Here is an 18,661-nt window from a genome sequence, read left to right on the forward strand (position 1 = left end):
CATGGCTGTCAGAAACAATCCGAAGCGAGAAAAACAGATCGAAGGCGCACGACAGATCGCCAAGACCACGGGCGAGGCCCATCTCGATCCGGAAATTCTCTTCGGCCGGGCAAGCAATGACGATCTCGAACGCTACACACCTGAAATGCTGGCGCTTTCTGCCGTGCATTCGGCAAGAGAACTTGCCGCCTGGAACGGCAAGACCCCGCGCGTCAGTATCGACACCATCGGCGGTGTTGCGCCTGACGGCATTGCCGTCTCGGTGCTTTCGGTCACCGACCGGAATATGCCGTTTCTCTATGAATCGGTCATGGGCGAAGTGACGAGCACCCACCGCGATCTCTTCATGGCCGTGCATCCCATCCTGGTGATGGAAAAGGACAAGGCGCCTACGCTCTATTCCGCCGACCAGCCGAGCGATCCCGCCACACGCGTCAGCCATATCCAGCTTCATATCGCGCCGCTCAATTCCAGCCAGGCGGCCGATCTCGTCAAACGGATCCAAACCGTGCTCGAACAGGTCCGCCTATCGGTCTCGGACTGGAAGCCGATGCTTTCCAAGCTCGACGGCGTGATCGCCGAGCTCGCTGCCAACGGCGCGGGCCGCAGAAAGGCCGAACACGCCGAGGCGATCGCCTTCCTGAGCTGGCTGCGCGATGAGAATTTCACCTTCCTCGGCATGCGCGAATATGTCTATTCCGGCAAGGGCGCCGACGCCAAGGTCGAGCGGGACAAGGGGGCCGGCCTCGGCATTCTGTCCAATCCCGACGTTCTCGTGCTGCGCACCGGCAAGGATGCCGTGACGACGACGCCCGAGATTCTGGCCTTTCTCGACGGCCCCGACTTCCTGATCGTCACCAAAGCGAACGTGAAATCGATCGTCCATCGCCGTGCCTATATGGATTATGTCGGCGTCAAGCGTTTCGACGCCGAGGGCAACGTCACCGGCGAACTGCGCATCGTCGGCCTCTTCACCTCGACGGCCTATACGTCGCTCGCCTCGGAAATCCCGCTGCTGCGCTCCAAGATCGAGAAGGTTAAGGAGCATTTCGGCTTCGACCCGATGAGCCATTCGGGCCGCATGCTGGATAATACGCTGGAATCTTATCCGCGCGACGATCTTTTCCAGATCGACACGACGCTGCTTGCCAGCTTTGCCGAACAGATCAACGATCTGGCCGACCGGCCGCGCGTGCGCGCCCTGCCGCGCATCGACCATTTCGACCGCTTCGTCTCGGTGATCGTCTATGTGCCGCGCGAGGAATATGACTCGATCGTGCGCGAACGGATCGGCACCTATCTGAAGACCGTCTATGACGGCCGTGTCTCCGCCTATTACCCGGCTTTTCCCGAAGGCGGCGTGGCGCGCGTGCATTTCATCATCGGCCGATCCGGCGGCAAGACGCCGCGCATTCCGCAAGCCAAGCTGGAGCAGACGATCCGCGAAATCACCGCCCGCTGGGACGACCGCTTCGAAGTGCTGGCCGGGCCGAAGGCGCCGAAAATATCGGTCGACCAGGCCTTCCAGGATTCCTTCACGCCGGAGGAAACCGTGGCGGACCTCGCCGATATTGGCGCCTGCGCCGCCGGCGAGCCGCTGCGCATCCAGTTCTATCATCGCCAGGAAGACCAGGGCCGTATCCTTTCGCTGAAGATCTTCCATGCCGGCGGCCAGCTGGCGCTGTCACGGCGCGTGCCGCTTCTCGAGAATCTCGGCTTCAATGTCGTCAGCGAACGCACCTTCGATATCGGAATGCCCGCCGACGGCCAAACCAAGCTCGTCGTGCTGCACGACATGGAGCTCGAGACTCGCAACGGCCGCGACATCGACCTGCACCGTTATGGCGCCGCCCTCGAGGAAGCCTTCGTCGCCGCCTTCGCCGGCACGATCGACAATGACAGCTTCAACCGGCTGATCCTTTCGGCCGGGCTCTCGGCGCGTGAGACGAATGTGCTGCGCGCCTATGCGCGCTATCTCCGCCAAGCCGGCATCGCCTATTCGCAGGACTATATCGCAACGACGCTCGACAAGTATCCCGGCGTCGCCGCCGCCATTTTCCGGCTGTTCCACGATACGCTCGATCCCAAGCTTCAGGAGAAGGCCCGGGTGAAGAAGCTCGCCGAGCTGCACCAGGCGATCGAAGCCGAGCTTGCCGAGGTGCCGAGCCTCGACGACGACCGGATCCTGCGCCGCTACGTCAACATCGTCGACGCGACGCTGCGGACCAATTACTTCCAGAAGAACCCCGACGGTTCGCCGAAAGCGATGCTCGCCTTCAAGCTCGATCCGCATCTGGTCGACGGTCTGCCGCAGCCCAAACCCTTCCGCGAGATGTTCGTCTACGGCGTCGAGGTCGAAGGCGTGCATCTGCGCTTCGGCAAGGTGGCGCGCGGCGGCCTGCGCTGGTCGGACCGCGCCGAGGATTACCGCACCGAGGTGCTGGGTCTCGTCAAGGCGCAGCAGGTGAAGAACGCCGTTATCGTCCCGGTCGGCGCCAAGGGCGGCTTCTACCCGAAAAAGCTTCCCGTCGGCGGCAGCCGCGACGAAATCTTCAACGCCGGCCGCGAGGCCTATAAGACCTATATCCGCACCCTGCTGTCGATCACCGACAATATCTCCGGGTCCGAGATCGTGCCGCCGGCAGATACGGTGAGGCTTGACGGCGACGACCCCTATTTCGTCGTCGCTGCCGACAAGGGCACGGCAACCTTCTCCGACACCGCCAATGCGCTGGCGCAGGAAGCCGGTTTCTGGCTGGACGACGCCTTTGCCTCCGGCGGCTCGGCCGGATACGACCACAAGAAGATGGGCATCACCGCCCGCGGCGCCTGGGAAACCGTCAAACGCCATTTCCGCGAAATGGACATCGACATCCAGACGACCCCCTTCACCGTCGCCGGCGTCGGCGACATGTCGGGCGACGTCTTCGGCAACGGCATGCTGCTCTCGCCGAAGATTCGGCTCGTCGCCGCCTTCGACCACCGCGACATCATCATCGATCCTGATCCCGACATGGAAAAGACGCTGGCAGAACGTCAGCGGCTCTTCGATCTGCCGCGCTCGAGCTGGCAGGATTTCGACAAGGGCGTGCTTTCGAAAGGGGCGATGATCATTTCCCGCGCGGCAAAATCGGTGACGTTGACGCCGGAAGCAGTCGCTGCGATCGGCATCGACAAAGCCGTGGCGACACCCTTCGAGATCATGACGGCGATCCTGAAGAGCCCGGTCGACCTGTTGTGGTTTGGCGGCATCGGCACCTATGTGAAAGCGTCGTCCGAAACCGATACCGAAGTCGGCGATCGCGCCAACGATCCGATCCGCATTACCGCGGCGGAGGTCCGCGCCAAGGTGATCGGCGAGGGTGCAAACCTCGGCGTCACCCAGAAGGGCCGTATCGCCTACGGTCTCAACGGCGGGCGCTGCAATTCCGACGCCATCGACAACTCGGCCGGCGTCAACACCTCGGACGTCGAGGTCAACATCAAGATCGCGCTGGCGGCGGCCATGCATGATGGGCGGCTGACGCGGGCAAAGCGCGACCAGCTGCTTTCGTCGATGACCGGCGAAGTGGCAGCCCTCGTGCTGCGCAACAACTACCTCCAATCGCTGGCGATCTCGCTGACGGAGCGCAAGGGCACTGCGAACGGCCTGGAACTCGGCCGCTTCATGAGCGTGCTCGAGGCCGCCGGTCAGCTGAACCGCAAGGTTGAGACCTTGCCCGACGACCAGACCCTCGCCGAACGTTATACCGCCGGCAAGCCGCTGACGCGGCCGGAAATCGGCGTTCTGGTGTCCTACGCAAAGATCGTGCTCTTCGATGCGCTCACCGCCAGCGATCTGCCCGACGACCCCTATTTTGCCGCGACGCTGTCGAATTATTTCCCCGTAAAGATGCAGAAGTCGAACGCTGGCGATATCGCCGGCCATCGCTTGCGGCGAGAGATCGTCGCAACCGTGCTTGCCAACGAAGCGATTAATCGCGGCGGGCCGAGCTTCACCGTCGCCATGATGGACGCGACGGCGGCTTCTGCGCCAGAAGTGGTGCGCGCCGCAATCGTTGCCCGCGACGGTTTCGACCTCACCCGGCTCTGGGCCGAGACGGATGCGCTTGATGGCAAAATTTCGGGCGAGCTGCAGAACCGCATCTACGAGGAAATCAGCCACAGCTTTATCGTGCTGACGCGCCTGCTGTTGAAAACCGCCATGACCAGGGCGGACATGGCCGAGGTCATTAGCCGACTGCAGGCAGCCCTGAAGAAGCTGAGGCCGGCTTTCGCCGAACAGGCGGCCGGCGATGCCGCGGCCCGGCAGGCAGAATTTGCCCAGGCGGGCGTACCGGAAAAGCTCGCGGCCGAAATCGCCAACCTCCAGAGCTTCGCGCTGGTGCCGGAGATTATGCAGATTGCCGAGCGCACCGGCGAGCCGCTGGTGCGTGCGGCCGAAAATTATTTTGCAGTGTCGAAGACCTTCCGGATCGCCCGGCTGCTGGCGGCCGGCGGCCGGATCCTCACCTCCGATCACTACGAAAACCTGGCCCTTGCCCGCAGCATCGACCAGATCGCCAGCGCCCGGCGCGACATCGTCATCTCGGCCCTTTCGGACCACGGCAAGGAGAAGCTGCCCGTCCAGGCCTGGCATGCGCAGGATCGCGTCCGCATCAATCGGATCGTCGAGGAACTTTCGAGCCTCAGCGATAGCGGCGACCCCAATCTTGCGCGCATTACCGTGGCCGCAGGCATCCTGACCGATCTTGCGCGCGACCGGGCGAGGTGAGACAGTCCGCCAAAAAAGGAGCGGATGTTGAATCGCATTGACTGGACAGGGACGCAGCCGCCAAAGGCCACGGAGAAGGGCATCTGGGGGTGGATGTTCTTCGACTGGGCGGCGCAGCCCTTCTTCACGGTGGTCACTACCTTCATCTTCGGGCCTTATTTCGTCTCGCGCCTGACCGATGACCCGGTGTCGGCTCAGGCAATGTGGAGCAACATGGCGACGATCTCCTCGGTGATCATCGCCTTGCTCTCGCCCGTTCTCGGCTCGATCGCCGACCAGTCCGGTGCACGCAAGCCCTGGATCGGTTTCTTCGCGATCATCAAGATCGCCAGTCTTTTCGGCCTGTGGTTCGCAGCCCCCGGCTCACCGGTCCTCTATCCCGTGATCTTCATGATCCTCGCCTCGATTTCGGCGGAGTTTTCGATCGTTTTCAACGATTCGATGATGCCGCGGCTGGTCGCCAAGCACGAGGTCGGCAGGCTTTCCAACACCGCTTGGGGGCTTGGTTATCTCGGCGGCATGATCGTCCTGATTGCCGTCGTCACGCTTCTGGCGGCAAGCCCGGAAAGCGGCAAGACGATTCTCGGCCTCGATCCTCTCTTTGGCCTTGATCCCAGGACTGGCCAGGATGCGCGCATCACCGGGCCGATCTCGGCCGTCTGGTACCTGATCTTCATCCTGCCGATGTTCTTCTTCACGCCCGATGTCGGCAGAGGCCTGCCCTTCGGCACCGCCATCCGCGCCGGCCTGCGGGAGCTCAGAAACACCCTCGGCGAACTGAAAGAGCGGCGCGGCATCCTGAAATTCCTGATTGGCCGCATGATCTATCAGGATGGCGTCAACGGCCTGCTGATCCTCGGCGGCGTCTTTGCCGCCGGCATGTTCGGCTGGGCGACGATCGAGATCGGCCTTTACGGCATCATCCTCAACGTTGTCGCCATCTTCGGCTGCCTGATCGCCGGCCGGATCGACAAGGGCGTCGGTTCGAAGGTGACCGTCGTCATCAGCCTTACCATGCTGCTTCTCGCCACCATCGGCATCATCTCGACCGGGCCGGGCTACACGCTGTTCGGCCTGATGGCGCTGCCGACAACCGATTCCGGCGGCCTCTTCGGCACCGCGGCGGAAAAGGCCTATATCCTTTATGGCCTGCTGATCGGGCTGGCCTTCGGGCCGGTGCAGGCTTCGTCGCGCTCCTATCTCGCCCGCAGCGTCAGCCTGGAGGAAGCCGGCCGCTACTTCGGCATTTACGCCCTGTCAGGGCGCGCCACGAGCTTCATGGCGACGCTGCTCTTCTCGCTGGTGACCTATATCAGCGGCTCATCGCGGCTCGGAATGGCGACGCTGGTCCTGTTCCTCGCCGGCGGTCTGGTACTGTTGGTCCGCACGCCCTACCCGGCCGACCGGGCATAGGAATGCCCGGTCATTTCCGACACTTCTTCAGTGCCGGAAGTGGCGCATGCCGGTAAAGACCATGGCAATGCCGTGTTCATTGGCGGCATCGATGACCTCTTGATCACGCATTGAGCCGCCCGGCTGGATGACCGCCGTCGCGCCTGCGGCAATCATCGACAGGAGCCCGTCGGCAAACGGCAGGAAAGCTTCCGAGGCAACGGCCGAACCTTTAGTCATCGGAACCGCAAGGCCGAGCGCCTTGGCGGCCTCTTCGGCCTTCAGCGCGGCGATGCGGGCCGAATCGACCCGGCTCATCTGGCCGGCGCCAATCCCGGCTGTCTGGCCGTCCTTGGCGTAGACCACGGCATTCGATTTGACGTGTTTGCCGACCTTGAAGGCGAACTTCATGTCCTCGAGCTCCTGGCTCGTCGGCGCACGCTTGGTGACGACCTTGAGCTCCAGATCCTCGACCATGCCATTGTCGCGGCTCTGGACAAGCAGACCGCCGGAAACGGTCTTCGCCGTCAGCCCCGCAACGCGCGGATCGGGCAGGCCGCCGGCCGACAGCAGCCTGAGGTTCGGTTTGCGGACGACGATCGCCTTTGCCTCTTCGGTAACATCGGGGGCGATGATCACCTCGGTGAAGAGCTTGACGATCTCTTCGGCTGTTTCGGCGTCCAAAATTTGGTTGAGCGCGATGATGCCGCCAAAGGCGGAAACGGAATCGCAGGCAAGCGCCCGCTGATAGGCTTCGACCAGGCTCGAACCGGTGGCGACGCCGCAGGGATTGGCGTGCTTGATGATGGCACAGGCCGGCGCCTTTTCCGGCAGAAACTCGGCGACCAGCTCGTAGGCGGCGTCGGTATCGTTGATGTTGTTATAGGAGAGCTGCTTGCCCTGGAGGAGGACAGCCGTCGACACGCCGGGACGCTTCTCGCCGGTCACGTAGAAGGCGGCCTTCTGGTGCGGGTTTTCGCCATAGCGCATCTCTTCCTTCAGCACGCCGCCGATGACGCGGTGGCGCGGCGTGTCGATCGACAGAGCTTCGGCAAACCAGTTGGAAATCGCAGCGTCATAAGCCGCGGTGCGGGCATAGGCCTTGGCGGCCATGCGCTGGCGGAAGGCATAAGCCGTCTTGCCGGCATCGGCCGAAAGCTGCTCCTTGAACTCGGCGTAATCGTTGGGATCGGTCAGAATGGTCACATAGGCGTGGTTCTTGGCCGATGCCCGGATCATCGCCGGACCGCCAATATCGATATTCTCGACGGTCGTCGGATAATCGCCGCCGGCCGCGCGCACCTCTTCGAAGGGATAGAGGTTGATGACGGCCAGATCGATGCCCTCGATGCCGTGCTTCTTCATCGCTTCCTGGTGCTCGCTGTCATCACGGATCGCCAGCAGGCCGCCATGCACGGTCGGGTGCAGCGTCTTGACCCGGCCATCCATGATCTCCGGAAAACCGGTGATGTCGGAGACATCGGTGACGGCGAGACCGGCGGTAGCGATCGCCTTGTAGGTGCCTCCGGTCGACAGTAGGCGCACGCCTCGTTCAGACAAGGCCTGGGCGAGCTCGACGATGCCGGTCTTGTCGAAGACGGAGAGGAGCGCGGTCTTGATTTCGACCTTGTCCGGGGCGGGGATTTTCTTGGAAATGACGGCCATGAACTTTCTCCGTTCGGGCTTCGGTTCTGCTTGCGCCGCGTTAGCACAGCTTCGCCGCCGCGCAAACAGGCGCTACCCCTTGCGGGATAAAAACCAGCGGATTTCCGTCTTCTGGGCGAGATCGAAGTCGATCTCGATCTGGTCCGAGCCGCAAATGCCGGAGCTGTCGGCGAAGAAAATGTCCTCGGAAATCAGCACTTCGTTGCCGGGGGCGGAAAATAGCCAGCTTTCGCCATCCGGCGCCGTCAGCAGCACCGATTCCCCGTCACTCTGCTGCAGCACGATCGAAGGATGGATATGAAACCGAGCGACCGCCTTTACGGGCTCGTCGCTGTCATATCCCTCGCGGACGACCAGCCGATCGTGGCCCGTCACGATCGAGCCCGCGGCATTGAGTGTCAGCTCACGCTCGTGCAGCACGCCGAATGTTCTCACATAACCGTCATGGCTGAGCTTGATGCCGTCGCGTCCATCCTCCGTTTCCACACGCTCGACGGTCACCGTCCGCACCGGTTCGGTGATCGCATGGTTGAGGAAGGGCGAGAGGGAAAAGCGGCTGGACGAGGTGTCGTTGAGGATGACGGTCGAATGCGCCGCGGTCGTGCGCGCCATCTGCACGTAGCGGTGCCCGGCAAATTTCGGCGAGCCGGAATTGACGATGAAGCGATGGCGGCCTGACGACATCTCGAAGGAGAGGCTGCCGGCATGTGCAGTGCGCAGCGCGCCGCCCGAGGGCGGCGTGCCGGTATCGGCAATGATGATTGTCTTGCCTCCGGCAAGCCGCTGATAGCGCGACTGCGGCAAAGCCTTGAACGGCTGACCGGCGGTCTCGTCATATCTCAGCACCGACATCAGCTCGTTGGCGAGCGTCGAGGTCGCGCCGTTGAAAAGCGCCAGGTCCCCATCCTGATGGCGGAAGAACCGCAAGGCCGGATACATGCGGTCGATGCCGGAGATCAGCTTCTGCGGCAGATCATGGCCGAGATTGACATAGGTCTGCCTGAGCGGCAGCAGATCGAGCAGCAGTTCCAGGCCGACGCGCGGATTGCGCGAGATATGGCCGCCATCCGGCAGAATCTGGCTATCGAATTCGCGGTCGAGCGCCTGCGCCGCTTTTCTGAGTGTGGATGCGCGGGCCGGCATGGCGACGGAGGCCATGGCAAGCGCGATGCGCAGGCGAAACAGCTCCAGGCCGCCGAGCGTGTAGGGCGCCATGCGGTGCAGGAAGCGCACCTGAAACGCCAGCGATTTCATGAAGCGCCGGTAAAAGCCGCGGTCGGCGTTCTGCAGCACCACGGGCGAATGCGACAGCCAGGCAATGACGCGCTGGGCGGTGACGTCGGTGTCCCAGGCAATTCCTTCCATGCGGCCGGCATGGATCGAGAGCCAGCTGTCGACGATCGTGCGGGCGGCGGAGGCGCTGCGTTCCGTCTTGTGGGCGCGCATATGCCGCAGCCAGCCGAAGCTGTGGAGGCGGGTCGCGAAGGGCCGCGAGGGCAGGGTGAAGGTGAAGGGCGATTTGCCGTTCGTTTCCAGCATGCGCCCGGCCAGCAGAAATCGCCCGTTCAGAATTTCGTCGGCCACATGCGGATCGATGCCGCGAAGATCGGTCGGCGCAACGATCAGGCGCTCGGGCACCTTGATCGAATGGCGAAAGATCTTCAGGCGCAGCAACGCGACGCGGCGCAAGGCGCGCCGCCAAGCTTCCCGAACATACATGCTCGCAAAACGCCGACCGGACTGCATATTCTATTGTCTATTGACCCTCGTGGTTAAGAATAGGTGAAAAGCGGCCGATTTCATCGTCCGCAATGGATTAATTCGTGACAAAGTTCGAATATACGCAAATTGCTGCATTTCAGTTGAGATCATTCGACGGTTCACAACGCACCGTAGCGATGATGCGAGGATTTCAAATCTCCGCATGGTTGCGCCGGCGTTTGAGCTTGATCAGCCCGTTCGCCGCAGCACGGCCGCGTAAAAGCCGTCCAAACCGGAGGCAATGCCCTCAGGCATTTTCAGCATGGTCGGAAGCGTGCGGAATTCGCCAAGCGACGTGATCGCCGCCTCGAGGCCGGGCCAGTCGCCTGCACTGATCGCAACGCGCTCGATTGCATCCGTATCGGAAAGGACCCGGGCGACGACCTCCTCGCCCTCGGCGGGATCGAGCGAGCAATTCGAAAACACCAGCGTGCCCAAGGGCTTCAGCAGGGTGAGCGCATGGCGCAGCAACCGCTCCTGCAGCGCCGCCAGCCTGGCGATATCCTCCGGCCCCTTGGTCCACAACACGTCGGGGTGCCGGCGCGTCGTGCCGGTGGAGGAGCAGGGGGCATCGAGCAGGATCGCATCGAACCCTTCTGCCGGCTTGAACGTCGTCAGGTCTGCCGCGACCGTTTCCGCCTTCAGGCCGAGCCGGTCGAGATTCGACCGCAGCCGTCTTAGCCGGCTTTCCGACTGATCGAGGGCGGTGACGGTGCCGCCGGCAAGGATGAGCTGGGCCGTCTTGCCGCCGGGCGCAGCACAGAGATCCGCCGCCCGTTTGCCGGAGAGATCACCGAAAAGCCTGGCCGGAATGCTTGCCGCTGCATCCTGCACCCACCAGGCGCCCTCATCGAACCCTTCGAGCGACGGAATACCGCCATCGAAAGCGGCGAGCCGCACGCCGCCAGTGGGCAGGGCAACGCCGTTCAGCCTCTTTGCCCAGCCTTCGGCGTCGGATTTGACGGTCAGGTCGATCGCCGCCGGTTCGAGCTGCGATTGCGAGATCGCCAGCGCTGCGTCGCGGCCATAGGCCTTTTCCAGCCGTGCAAGGAACCAGGACGGCATCGGCGCGACCTTGCCGATCTCCGCCAGCACCGGGTCTTTTTCGCGGCCGAGCCGGCGCAGCACGGCATTAACCAGCTTGGCAAAACGGCGATTGCGCGGATCCTGATTGGCCTGCTCGACGGCAAGATCGACGGCCGAATGATCCGGCACGTCGAGATAGAGGATTTGCGCTGCACCGATCGACAGCACGTGATGCAGCGCCCGCGCGCCCTCCGGCAGCGGCGATTCTAGCAGCGAGGCGATGGCCGCATCGATTCGCGGCAGATGGCGCAGCGTCGTGTTCAGAATGGCGCGGACAAGCGCCCGGTCGCTTTCACCGAGCGCCTTATAAGCAGGATTGCCATGTTCGTGATCGAGAGCGCCGTCGAGCGGCAGCTTTCGGTCGACGACGGCGGCGAGGATTTTTGCGGCCGCAGCCCGGGCCTGCAGGCCCGGCTTGACTGGCGCCGAGCGGCCGGCCGGCCGGTCGCTGGAGGGTTTCTGTTTAGGGAATGGCTTCTTCGTGCCGTCTGAATTCAAGACCACGGACCTCTTGGCGGTTGCGAACCACCGCGACCCGTATTCGGAACAGAGCGCGATTTGCGCGTCGGATTAACAGCACGAACCGGTCCCGTCGAGACATTCATGCCGCTTTGCGCCATCTCCTGCAGCGCGGCAATGCGGTTTTCCGTGTCCGGATGCGTAGAAAACAGATTGTCCATGCGCTCGCCGGAAAGCGGATTGATGATGAACATATGCGCCGTCGCCGGATTGCGCTCGGCATCCTCGTTCGGCACATGGGCGGCGCCGCGGGCGATCTTGCCGAGCGCCGAAGCGAGCCAGAGCGGATTGCCGCAGATTTCGGCGCCGCGGCGGTCGGCCGAATATTCGCGCGTGCGGCTGATCGCCATCTGCACCAGCATGGCGGCGAGCGGCGCCACGATCATAGCGACGAGGGCGCCGACGAACCCGAGCGGATTGTTGTTGTCGCGATTGCCGCCGAAGAAGAAGGCGAAATTGCCGAGCATCGAGATCGCCCCGGCAAGAGTTGCCGTGATCGTCATCGTCAGCGTGTCGCGGTTCTGAATATGCGCCAGCTCATGCGCCATCACGCCGGCGACCTCCTCCGGAGACAGTGCCTGGAGAAGACCCGTCGAGGCGGCGACGGCGGCATTTTCGGGATTGCGGCCGGTGGCGAAGGCATTCGGCTGTGGGCTGTCATAGAGATAGACCTTCGGCATCGGCAGGCCGGCATTGCGGGCGAGATCGCGCACGATCGCAAAGAATTCCGGTGCGTTGCGCTCGTCGACCTGCTGGGCGCGATAGGCCGACAGCACCATGCGATCGGAATTCCAGTAGGAGAAGAAGTTCATGCCGGCGGCAATGAGGAACGCGATCATCATGCCGGCCCGACCGCCGATCAGGAAGCCGACAAACATGAAAAGCGCCGTCATGAAGGCGAGCAACATGGCAGTGCGAACGAGGTTCATTGCGAATCTCCAACTCCGATTTCGGTGCCGCAAGCTTTCAATCCCGGCGCCGGCGCATTATGATTTGGTTATTCACCAGCCATTTTCAATGTTTTCCGGCAGGAGAAGCCATGCAGGACGCCAATAACGACAATAGCCAAAAGCCGACGGCCGAAGGATCGGAACGGCCGCGCAAAATGCTGTCCCCGGCTGCCCAGCGTGCGCTTGCGGAGGCCGAGGAGCGGCGAAAAAACCAGAAGCCGCTGGAGCTGGCGCCGGAGATCGGCGGCCGCGGCGGCGCCGAGCCCGCCCGCTTCGGCGACTACGAGATCAATGGCCGGGCGATCGATTTTTAGGAAGAGTGGCGATTCGCCGGCGACCTTCTGCTCGAAGGCCGCGTCCGAGCATGACGCTGCCGCAAATGCACCGCGATGCGTGAAAGTGAAATGGGCCGCTCCGGGACCAAGACCCGGGGCGGCTCGTTTTATCAGGCCGTCGCCTTGTTCTGCCGGTTGGCGATCAGATCATCGACGACCGCGGGATCGGCAAGTGTCGAGGTATCGCCGAGAGCGCCGAAATCATCCTCAGCGATCTTGCGCAAGATGCGGCGCATGATCTTGCCCGAGCGGGTCTTCGGCAGGCCGGGCGCAAACTGGATCTTGTCGGGCGAGGCGATCGGCCCGATTTCGGCGCGGACATGCTTCACCAGTTCCTGGCGAAGGGTGTCCGTCCCTTCGTGGCCGGCCATCAGCGTCACATAGCAATAGATCCCCTGGCCCTTGATCGCATGCGGATAACCGACGACCGCGGCTTCCGAAACCAGATTGTGCGAGACGAGCGCCGATTCCACCTCCGCGGTGCCGAGCCGGTGGCCGGAGACGTTCAGCACGTCGTCGACACGGCCGGTGATCCAGTAATAGCCGTCTTCGTCGCGCCGGCAGCCGTCGCCGGTGAAGTACTTGCCCTTGTAAGTCGAGAAATAGGTCTGGATGAAGCGCTCGTGATCGCCATAGACCGTGCGCATCTGGCCCGGCCAGCTGTCGGTGATGCAGAGATTGCCGTCGGCGGCCCCTTCCAGCACCTTGCCCTCATTATCGACCAGCTGCGGCTTGACGCCGAAGAACGGCACCGTCGCCGAACCGGGTTTCAGATCGATCGCACCCGGCAGCGGCGTGATCATGTGGCCGCCGGTCTCCGTCTGCCACCAGGTATCGATGACAGGGCAGCGCTTGTCGCCGACGACATTGTAATACCACTCCCAGGCTTCCGGGTTGATCGGCTCGCCGACCGTGCCGAGCAGGCGCAGCGAAGAGCGCGAAGAGCGCGTGACGAAGTCGTCGCCGGCGCCCATCAGCGAGCGGATCGCCGTCGGTGCGGTATAGAATATATTGACCTTGTGTTTGTCGATGACTTCCCAGAAGCGGCCCTGATCGGGGAAATTCGGCACGCCTTCGAACATCAGCGTCGTGGCGCAGTTGGCGAGCGGCCCGTAGACGATGTAGGAATGGCCGGTGACCCAGCCGACATCGGCGGTGCACCAGTAGATGTCGCCATGATGATAGTCGAAGACATATTCATGAGTCATGGAAGCATAGACGAGATAACCGCCCGTCGTATGCAGCACGCCCTTCGGCTTGCCGGTCGAACCTGACGTATAAAGAATGAACAGCGGATCTTCCGCTTTCATCTTTACCGGCGGGCATTCGGCTTTCACGGTGGCGACTTCCTGGTGATACCAGAGATCGCGGCCCGGCGCCCAGCCGGTCTTGCCGCCGGTGCGGCGCACGACCAGCACCTTGCTGACATGCACATGCTGGCGAGCGGCGATATGGATCGCCGTATCGGTGTTGTCCTTCAGCGGCACCGGCTTGCCGCCGCGCAGACCTTCGTCGCAGGTGATGACGAAGGTGGATTCGCAGTCGACGATGCGCCCGGCCAGCGCCTCGGGGGAGAAACCGCCGAAGACGACCGAATGCACCGCGCCGATGCGGGCGCAGGCGAGCATCGCGTAAGCCGCCTCGGGGATCATCGGCATATAGATGGTGACGCGATCGCCCTTCTTGACGCCGTGCTTCTTCAACACATTCGCCATCCGGCAGACGTGCTCGTAGAGCTCGTTATAGGTGATCTTCTTATCGATATAGGGGTTGTCGCCTTCCCAGATGATCGCCACCTGGTCGCCGTTCGTCTTCAGATGGCGGTCGATGCAATTATAGGAAACGTTGGTCTGGCCGTCCTCGAACCATTTGATCGAGACCTTGCCGGTAAAGGAGGTGTTCTTGACCTTGGTATAGGGCTTGAACCAGTCGATCCGCTTGCCGTGCTTGCCCCAGAACTTGTCCGGGTTCTCGACGCTTTCCTCGTACCATTTCAGGTACTTTTCCTTATCGATGAGGGCCTGCGCCTTCACCTGCTTCGGCACCGGATGGATCTTATCCGACATGTAACTCCTCCTCATGGAACATGCGACGGGCCGCGAGCAATTGGGCCCGGATTTCAAATCAGGGCAATTCATAGCAGGTCGCATCGTCGCGGCAATTAGACAAAGGTCATTTCATTTCGGAAGAATTGCAATTCTGCGACAGTCCGGTTATATAGCGGCATATTTCCCGGACATTGTGGTGACAATCCACGGACCGCGACCGGCGCGGACGATAGAAGGACTATATCCATGGCTCAAACACTGCTCATGCCGAAGGCGACCGCCATCTGGCTTGTCGACAACACGGCGCTGTCTTTCGATCAGATCGCGCAGTTCTGCAAACTTCACCCGCTCGAGGTCAAGGCGATTGCCGATGGCGAAGCGGCGCAGGGCATCAAGGGCCTCGATCCGATCTCGACCGGTCAGCTTTCCCGCGATGAAATCGCCCGCGCCGAAGCCAATCCGAACCACAAGCTCAAGCTCTCCGAACCGAAGGTGCGGGTGCCGGAATCCAAGCGCCGCGGCCCGCGCTACACGCCGGTGTCCAAGCGTCAGGACCGCCCGAACGCCATCCTCTGGCTCGTTCGCAACCATCCGGAACTGAAGGACGCGCAGATTTCCCGCCTCGTCGGCACGACGAAATCGACGATCGAGCAGATCCGCGAGCGCACCCACTGGAACTCCGCCAACCTGGCGCCGATGGATCCGGTGACGCTCGGCCTCTGCAGCCAGATCGATCTCGACATGGAAGTGGAAAAGGCCTCCAAGGGCCGGCCGCTGCCGACCGCCGCCGAACTTGGCGCGACGCTGCAATCGGCGCAGGAAACCGAACGCCTCACGCCGAGCTACGAGCGCGAAGAGGAAAAGGAAATCGACGCCGACGCCGTCTTCCGCAAGCTGAGCTCGCTACGCTCGGCTCCGAAGGATGAAGACGAAGACGATCAGTACTGAGATATCAGCGATCTCATGAAGAAAACCCCGCCGCGCGAACCGCCCGGCGGGGTTTTTTGATGGAGCATCGCCTGTCCCGGATCGGCTGCGGAACAGGGTGAGGATGTTCTGTGCCGAGCTATTGGCAATCGAAAGCGACTGGATGCCGAGCTGCTGCTGCGTCTGCAACGCCGAGAGCCTGCTCGATTCCTCTTCCATATCGGCATCGACCAGGCGACCGATGCCCGAGTCGATGGAATCGTGAAGACCGCTGACGAGATTCTCCTGCAGCTGAATGCGTGTCGAGATCGAGCCGAGCGCGGAGCCGGCAGCGGTCATGGCGCCGAGAACCAGTTCGATCCCGCTCAAGGCTGCGTCGAGCTGGCCCTGGGTGAAACCGGTAATGTCGAGATCATAGATCGACGGCATGGCGATGACGGTGCCGCCATAGGTGCCGTTGAAGGCGGTGCCGATGATGCCGCTGCTCGTCTCGATCGCACCCGTGCTCGTCATGCCGAAGAGCACATTGCCGAGCGTCCCTGAATCGAGCACATAATCGGTCATCTTCACCGAAACGGCATTGCTGCCGTCACGAACGAAGGACGAGACGACGCTCTTCGTTCCGGAAGCGCCGGCAACCCAGTTTTCGCCGGAGAAGGATGCGGACTGGGCGATGCTGAGCAGCTGCTCCTGCAGCTGGTCGAGTTCCTGCTGGATCTTCGTCTTGTCGACGCCCTTTTCCGTGGCGGCGACGATCTTTGCCTTGATTTCGCTGACGATGTCGAGCGCGCTGTCCATGGCCGCATAGGCGGTATCGACCTTGGCCGCACCGAGGCCGAGGGCGTCGGAGACGGCAGAAAGCGCCAGGTTGTCGGAACGCATGGTCGTTGCAATCGACCAATATGCGGCATTGTCGGCAGCCTTCTCGACACGATAACCGGAAGAAACGCGACCCTGAGTGTCCTTGAGGCTATCGTTTACGCCGCGCAAAGTCTGCAGCGCTGCCATGGCAGCGTTGTGAGGATGCTCGTCATGATCCGTCCCACAATCGGAGAAAGGGGCATTCCGGACTACAGCGACGCGCGCCTTTCAGACGCGCCAAGGACGCTGGAGCACTTCAACTGCTGCATAATTTCTCCTCAAATCGATTCCGATTTAAAGAACCAGCAGCAGGCCGGTAACGGCGACTGCGTCATGCAAAGCCTGCTATGCAAGCCTTTGCCGTTAACAAATCCTTGCGCAACATGGTTAAAAATTCCCCAATTAGGCTTATCGAATACTTAACTTTACATTGGCAGCGAGCCGAAACCGCGCTTTCGCAAGGCCTCGGCGATCTCCTCCAAAATCGCCGGGTCATCAATGGTCGCCGGCATTTTCCAGGGTATGCCGTCGGCAATTTTCTGCATGGTGCCGCGCAGGATCTTGCCCGATCGCGTCTTCGGCAATCGGTTCACGGTGATGGCCGTCTTGAAGGCGGCGACAGGCCCGATCTGATCGCGAATCATCGCCACCACCTCCGATTCGATCGCCGTCGATTCGCGCAGAACATGCCGCTTCAGCACCAGAAAGCCGCAGGGCGCCTGACCCTTCAGCGCATCGATGACACCGATGACCGCGCATTCGGCGACATCGGGATGCCGCGCGCAGACCTCCTCCATCGCGCCGGTCGAGAGCCGATGACCGGCACAATTGATGATGTCGTCGGTCCGCGACATGATGAAGAGGTAGCCGTCCTGATCGACATAGCCGGCGTCGGCGGTCTTGTAATAACCGGGAAACTCATCGAGATAGGCCGATCGGAAACGGTCATCCGCATGCCAGAGGGTCGGCAGGCAGCCCGGCGGCAGGGGCAGCCTGATGACGATATTGCCGAGCGTCCCCGCTTCGATCGGATGGCCGGCATCGTCGAGCACCGTCACCTCGTAGCCCGGCATCGGCAGCGCCGGCGAACCATGCTTGACGGGCAGGGCGCCGAGGCCGAGCGGATTTGCGGCGATCGGCCAGCCGGTCTCCGTCTGCCACCAGTGGTCGATGACGGGGATGGCGAGCATGCGTTCGGCCCATTTCAAGGTCTCGGGATCCGCCCGCTCGCCGGCAAGAAACAGCGCCCGCAAATTGGGCATCTTGTAGCGCGCGATCAGGTCGCCGTCCCCATCCTCTCGCCGGATGGCGCGAAAGGCGGTCGGCGCGGTGAACAGCACGCGCACGTCGTGCTCGGCAACGACGCGCCAAAATGCGCCAGCATCCGGCGTGCCGACCGGCTTTCCCTCGAAGATCAAGGTCGTCACGCCCGATATCAGCGGCGCGTAGACGATATAGGAATGGCCGACGACCCAGCCGATATCGGACGCCGTCCAGAAGACCTCGCCCGGTTTCAGCCCGTAGATATTCCGCATCGACCAGTTCAGCGCGACCAAATGCCCACCATTGTCGCGCACTACGCCCTTCGGCTGGCCGGTCGTGCCCGAGGTATAGAGGATATAGAGCGGATCGGTCGCCTTGACGGAAACACAGGCCACCTCGGCGCCGCGGTGGGGCGCCACCGCCGCCTCGAAATCCTCATCGCGGCCGCCGACGAATTCTGCGCGGAGCTGCGGCCGCTGCAGCACCAGGCAGCGCTCCGGCTTCACCCGCGCCATCTCGATCGCCTGATCGACCAGCGGCTTATAGGCGACGACGCGGCCGGGCTCGAGTCCGCAGCTCGCGCTGATCACCAGCCTGGCGCCGCTGTCGTCGATACGCGCCGCAAGCTCGCTGGCGGCAAACCCGCCGAAAACGACGGAATGGACCGCACCGATCCGAGCACAGGCAAGCATGGAGAACACGGCCTGCGGCAGCATCGGCATATAGAGGATGACGCGGTCGCCTCGGGCGATGCCGAGCGCCAGCAGCGTCGCGGCGATGGCCTTCACTTCGCCGAGCACCTCGTCATAGGAGAACCGGCGCTTCTCGCCGGTCATGGCGCTGTCGAAGATGATGGCCGTCTCGCCGCCGCGGCCGGCCGTGACATGCCGGTCCAGGCAATTGTGACAGGTATTGGTTTGCGCTCCCGAAAACCAGCGGCCATAAATGCCTTCATCAGGCGAAAACACCCGCTCCGGGGGCTTGAACCAGTCGATATCGGCGGCGGCTTCGCGCCAGAAGGCTTCGGGATCGCGTTTCCAGGCCGCATAGGCCTCATGGTAGCCGTTTTGCATCTGCTCC

General features: G+C 62.5%; 11 protein-coding genes and 1 pseudogene. 5 read left to right on the forward strand and 7 right to left on the reverse strand.

Annotation, left to right across the window (positions count from 1 at the left end; all coding sequences use genetic code 11):
* Position 1: 1 nt before the first annotated feature.
* Together AMC88_RS21595 and AMC88_RS21600 are read left to right on the forward strand one after the other, a co-directional pair.
* The gene (locus AMC88_RS21595) at positions 2-4,774 is read left to right on the forward strand and encodes an NAD-glutamate dehydrogenase (protein ID WP_064825776.1); all 4,773 of its coding nucleotides are present in this window, start codon (positions 2-4) and stop codon (positions 4,772-4,774) included.
* A 24-nt stretch (positions 4,775-4,798) separates the two neighbouring features.
* Entirely contained in the window at positions 4,799-6,187 is a 1,389-nt protein-coding gene (locus AMC88_RS21600) for an MFS transporter (protein WP_064825777.1), read from the forward strand.
* 27 nt (positions 6,188-6,214) lie between these two features.
* On the opposite strand, the gene purH is transcribed toward AMC88_RS21600, so the two are convergent.
* The 4 genes from purH to htpX form a co-directional block, all read right to left on the reverse strand.
* Positions 6,215-7,831 (reverse strand): bifunctional phosphoribosylaminoimidazolecarboxamide formyltransferase/IMP cyclohydrolase, encoded by a 1,617-nt coding sequence (gene purH / locus AMC88_RS21605; protein WP_064823024.1) that lies wholly within the window; start codon positions 7,829-7,831, stop codon positions 6,215-6,217.
* A 72-nt stretch (positions 7,832-7,903) separates the two neighbouring features.
* Complete coding sequence (locus AMC88_RS21610; protein WP_064825778.1) at positions 7,904-9,577, reverse strand: heparinase II/III family protein; 1,674 nt, start codon at positions 9,575-9,577, stop codon at positions 7,904-7,906.
* A 204-nt stretch (positions 9,578-9,781) separates the two neighbouring features.
* Complete coding sequence (locus AMC88_RS21615; RefSeq protein ID WP_064825779.1) at positions 9,782-11,182, reverse strand: RsmB/NOP family class I SAM-dependent RNA methyltransferase; 1,401 nt, start codon at positions 11,180-11,182, stop codon at positions 9,782-9,784.
* Positions 11,173-12,126: a zinc metalloprotease HtpX gene (gene htpX / locus AMC88_RS21620; protein WP_064823027.1), complete on the reverse strand. Its 954-nt coding sequence runs from the start codon at positions 12,124-12,126 to the stop codon at positions 11,173-11,175. The genes AMC88_RS21615 and htpX overlap by 10 nt, the downstream gene beginning before the upstream one ends.
* A 110-nt stretch (positions 12,127-12,236) precedes the next feature.
* On the opposite strand from htpX, the gene AMC88_RS21625 reads away from it, so the two are divergent.
* Positions 12,237-12,461: a DUF1674 domain-containing protein gene (locus tag AMC88_RS21625; RefSeq protein ID WP_016736217.1), complete on the forward strand. Its 225-nt coding sequence runs from the start codon at positions 12,237-12,239 to the stop codon at positions 12,459-12,461.
* Positions 12,462-12,592: 131 nt separating this feature from the next.
* On the opposite strand, the gene acs is transcribed toward AMC88_RS21625, so the two are convergent.
* Positions 12,593-14,548 carry an acetate--CoA ligase gene (gene acs, locus AMC88_RS21630; RefSeq protein WP_012485672.1) on the reverse strand — a complete coding sequence of 652 codons (1,956 nt, stop codon included), beginning with the start codon at positions 14,546-14,548 and terminating at the stop codon, positions 12,593-12,595.
* Positions 14,549-14,776: 228 nt separating this feature from the next.
* On the opposite strand from acs, the gene AMC88_RS21635 reads away from it, so the two are divergent.
* Positions 14,777-15,478, forward strand: a complete 702-nt coding sequence (locus AMC88_RS21635) for a DUF1013 domain-containing protein (protein ID WP_010019544.1) — start codon at positions 14,777-14,779, stop codon at positions 15,476-15,478.
* Positions 15,479-15,562: 84 nt separating this feature from the next.
* Here AMC88_RS21635 and AMC88_RS21640 read toward each other — a convergent pair.
* Positions 15,563-16,465, reverse strand: a pseudogene (locus tag AMC88_RS21640) (flagellin N-terminal helical domain-containing protein); the annotation flags it as partial.
* Positions 16,466-16,489: 24 nt separating this feature from the next.
* On the opposite strand from AMC88_RS21640, the gene AMC88_RS33250 reads away from it, so the two are divergent.
* On the forward strand, positions 16,490-16,741 hold the full coding sequence (locus AMC88_RS33250; protein WP_039752031.1) for a hypothetical protein: 252 nt from the start codon (positions 16,490-16,492) through the stop codon (positions 16,739-16,741).
* Between the two features lie 2 nt (positions 16,742-16,743).
* On the opposite strand, the gene AMC88_RS21645 is transcribed toward AMC88_RS33250, so the two are convergent.
* A complete protein-coding gene (locus AMC88_RS21645; RefSeq protein WP_064825780.1) occupies positions 16,744-18,654 on the reverse strand; it encodes a propionyl-CoA synthetase in 1,911 nt (636 codons plus the stop codon).
* Positions 18,655-18,661: the final 7 nt, after the last annotated feature.

This window comes from Rhizobium phaseoli (assembly GCF_001664385.1).
Lineage (GTDB): Bacteria > Pseudomonadota > Alphaproteobacteria > Rhizobiales > Rhizobiaceae > Rhizobium > Rhizobium phaseoli.

Excerpts from the sequence above, each read along its gene's own strand:
- acs (WP_012485672.1), bottom strand. The coding sequence starts at position 14,548 with ATGTCGGATAAGATCCATCCGGTGCCGAAGCAGGTGAAGGCGCAGGCC.
- AMC88_RS21600 (WP_064825777.1), top strand. The coding sequence starts at position 4,799 with ATGTTGAATCGCATTGACTGGACAGGGACGCAGCCGCCAAAGGCCACG.
- AMC88_RS21635 (WP_010019544.1), top strand. The coding sequence starts at position 14,777 with ATGGCTCAAACACTGCTCATGCCGAAGGCGACCGCCATCTGGCTTGTC.
- htpX (WP_064823027.1), bottom strand. The coding sequence starts at position 12,126 with ATGAACCTCGTTCGCACTGCCATGTTGCTCGCCTTCATGACGGCGCTT.
- AMC88_RS21610 (WP_064825778.1), bottom strand. The coding sequence starts at position 9,577 with ATGCAGTCCGGTCGGCGTTTTGCGAGCATGTATGTTCGGGAAGCTTGG.
- AMC88_RS21595 (WP_064825776.1), top strand. The coding sequence starts at position 2 with ATGGCTGTCAGAAACAATCCGAAGCGAGAAAAACAGATCGAAGGCGCA.
- purH (WP_064823024.1), bottom strand. The coding sequence starts at position 7,831 with ATGGCCGTCATTTCCAAGAAAATCCCCGCCCCGGACAAGGTCGAAATC.
- AMC88_RS33250 (WP_039752031.1), top strand. The coding sequence starts at position 16,490 with ATGATCCGTCCCACAATCGGAGAAAGGGGCATTCCGGACTACAGCGAC.
- AMC88_RS21645 (WP_064825780.1), bottom strand. The coding sequence starts at position 18,654 with ATGCAAAACGGCTACCATGAGGCCTATGCGGCCTGGAAACGCGATCCC.
- AMC88_RS21625 (WP_016736217.1), top strand. The coding sequence starts at position 12,237 with ATGCAGGACGCCAATAACGACAATAGCCAAAAGCCGACGGCCGAAGGA.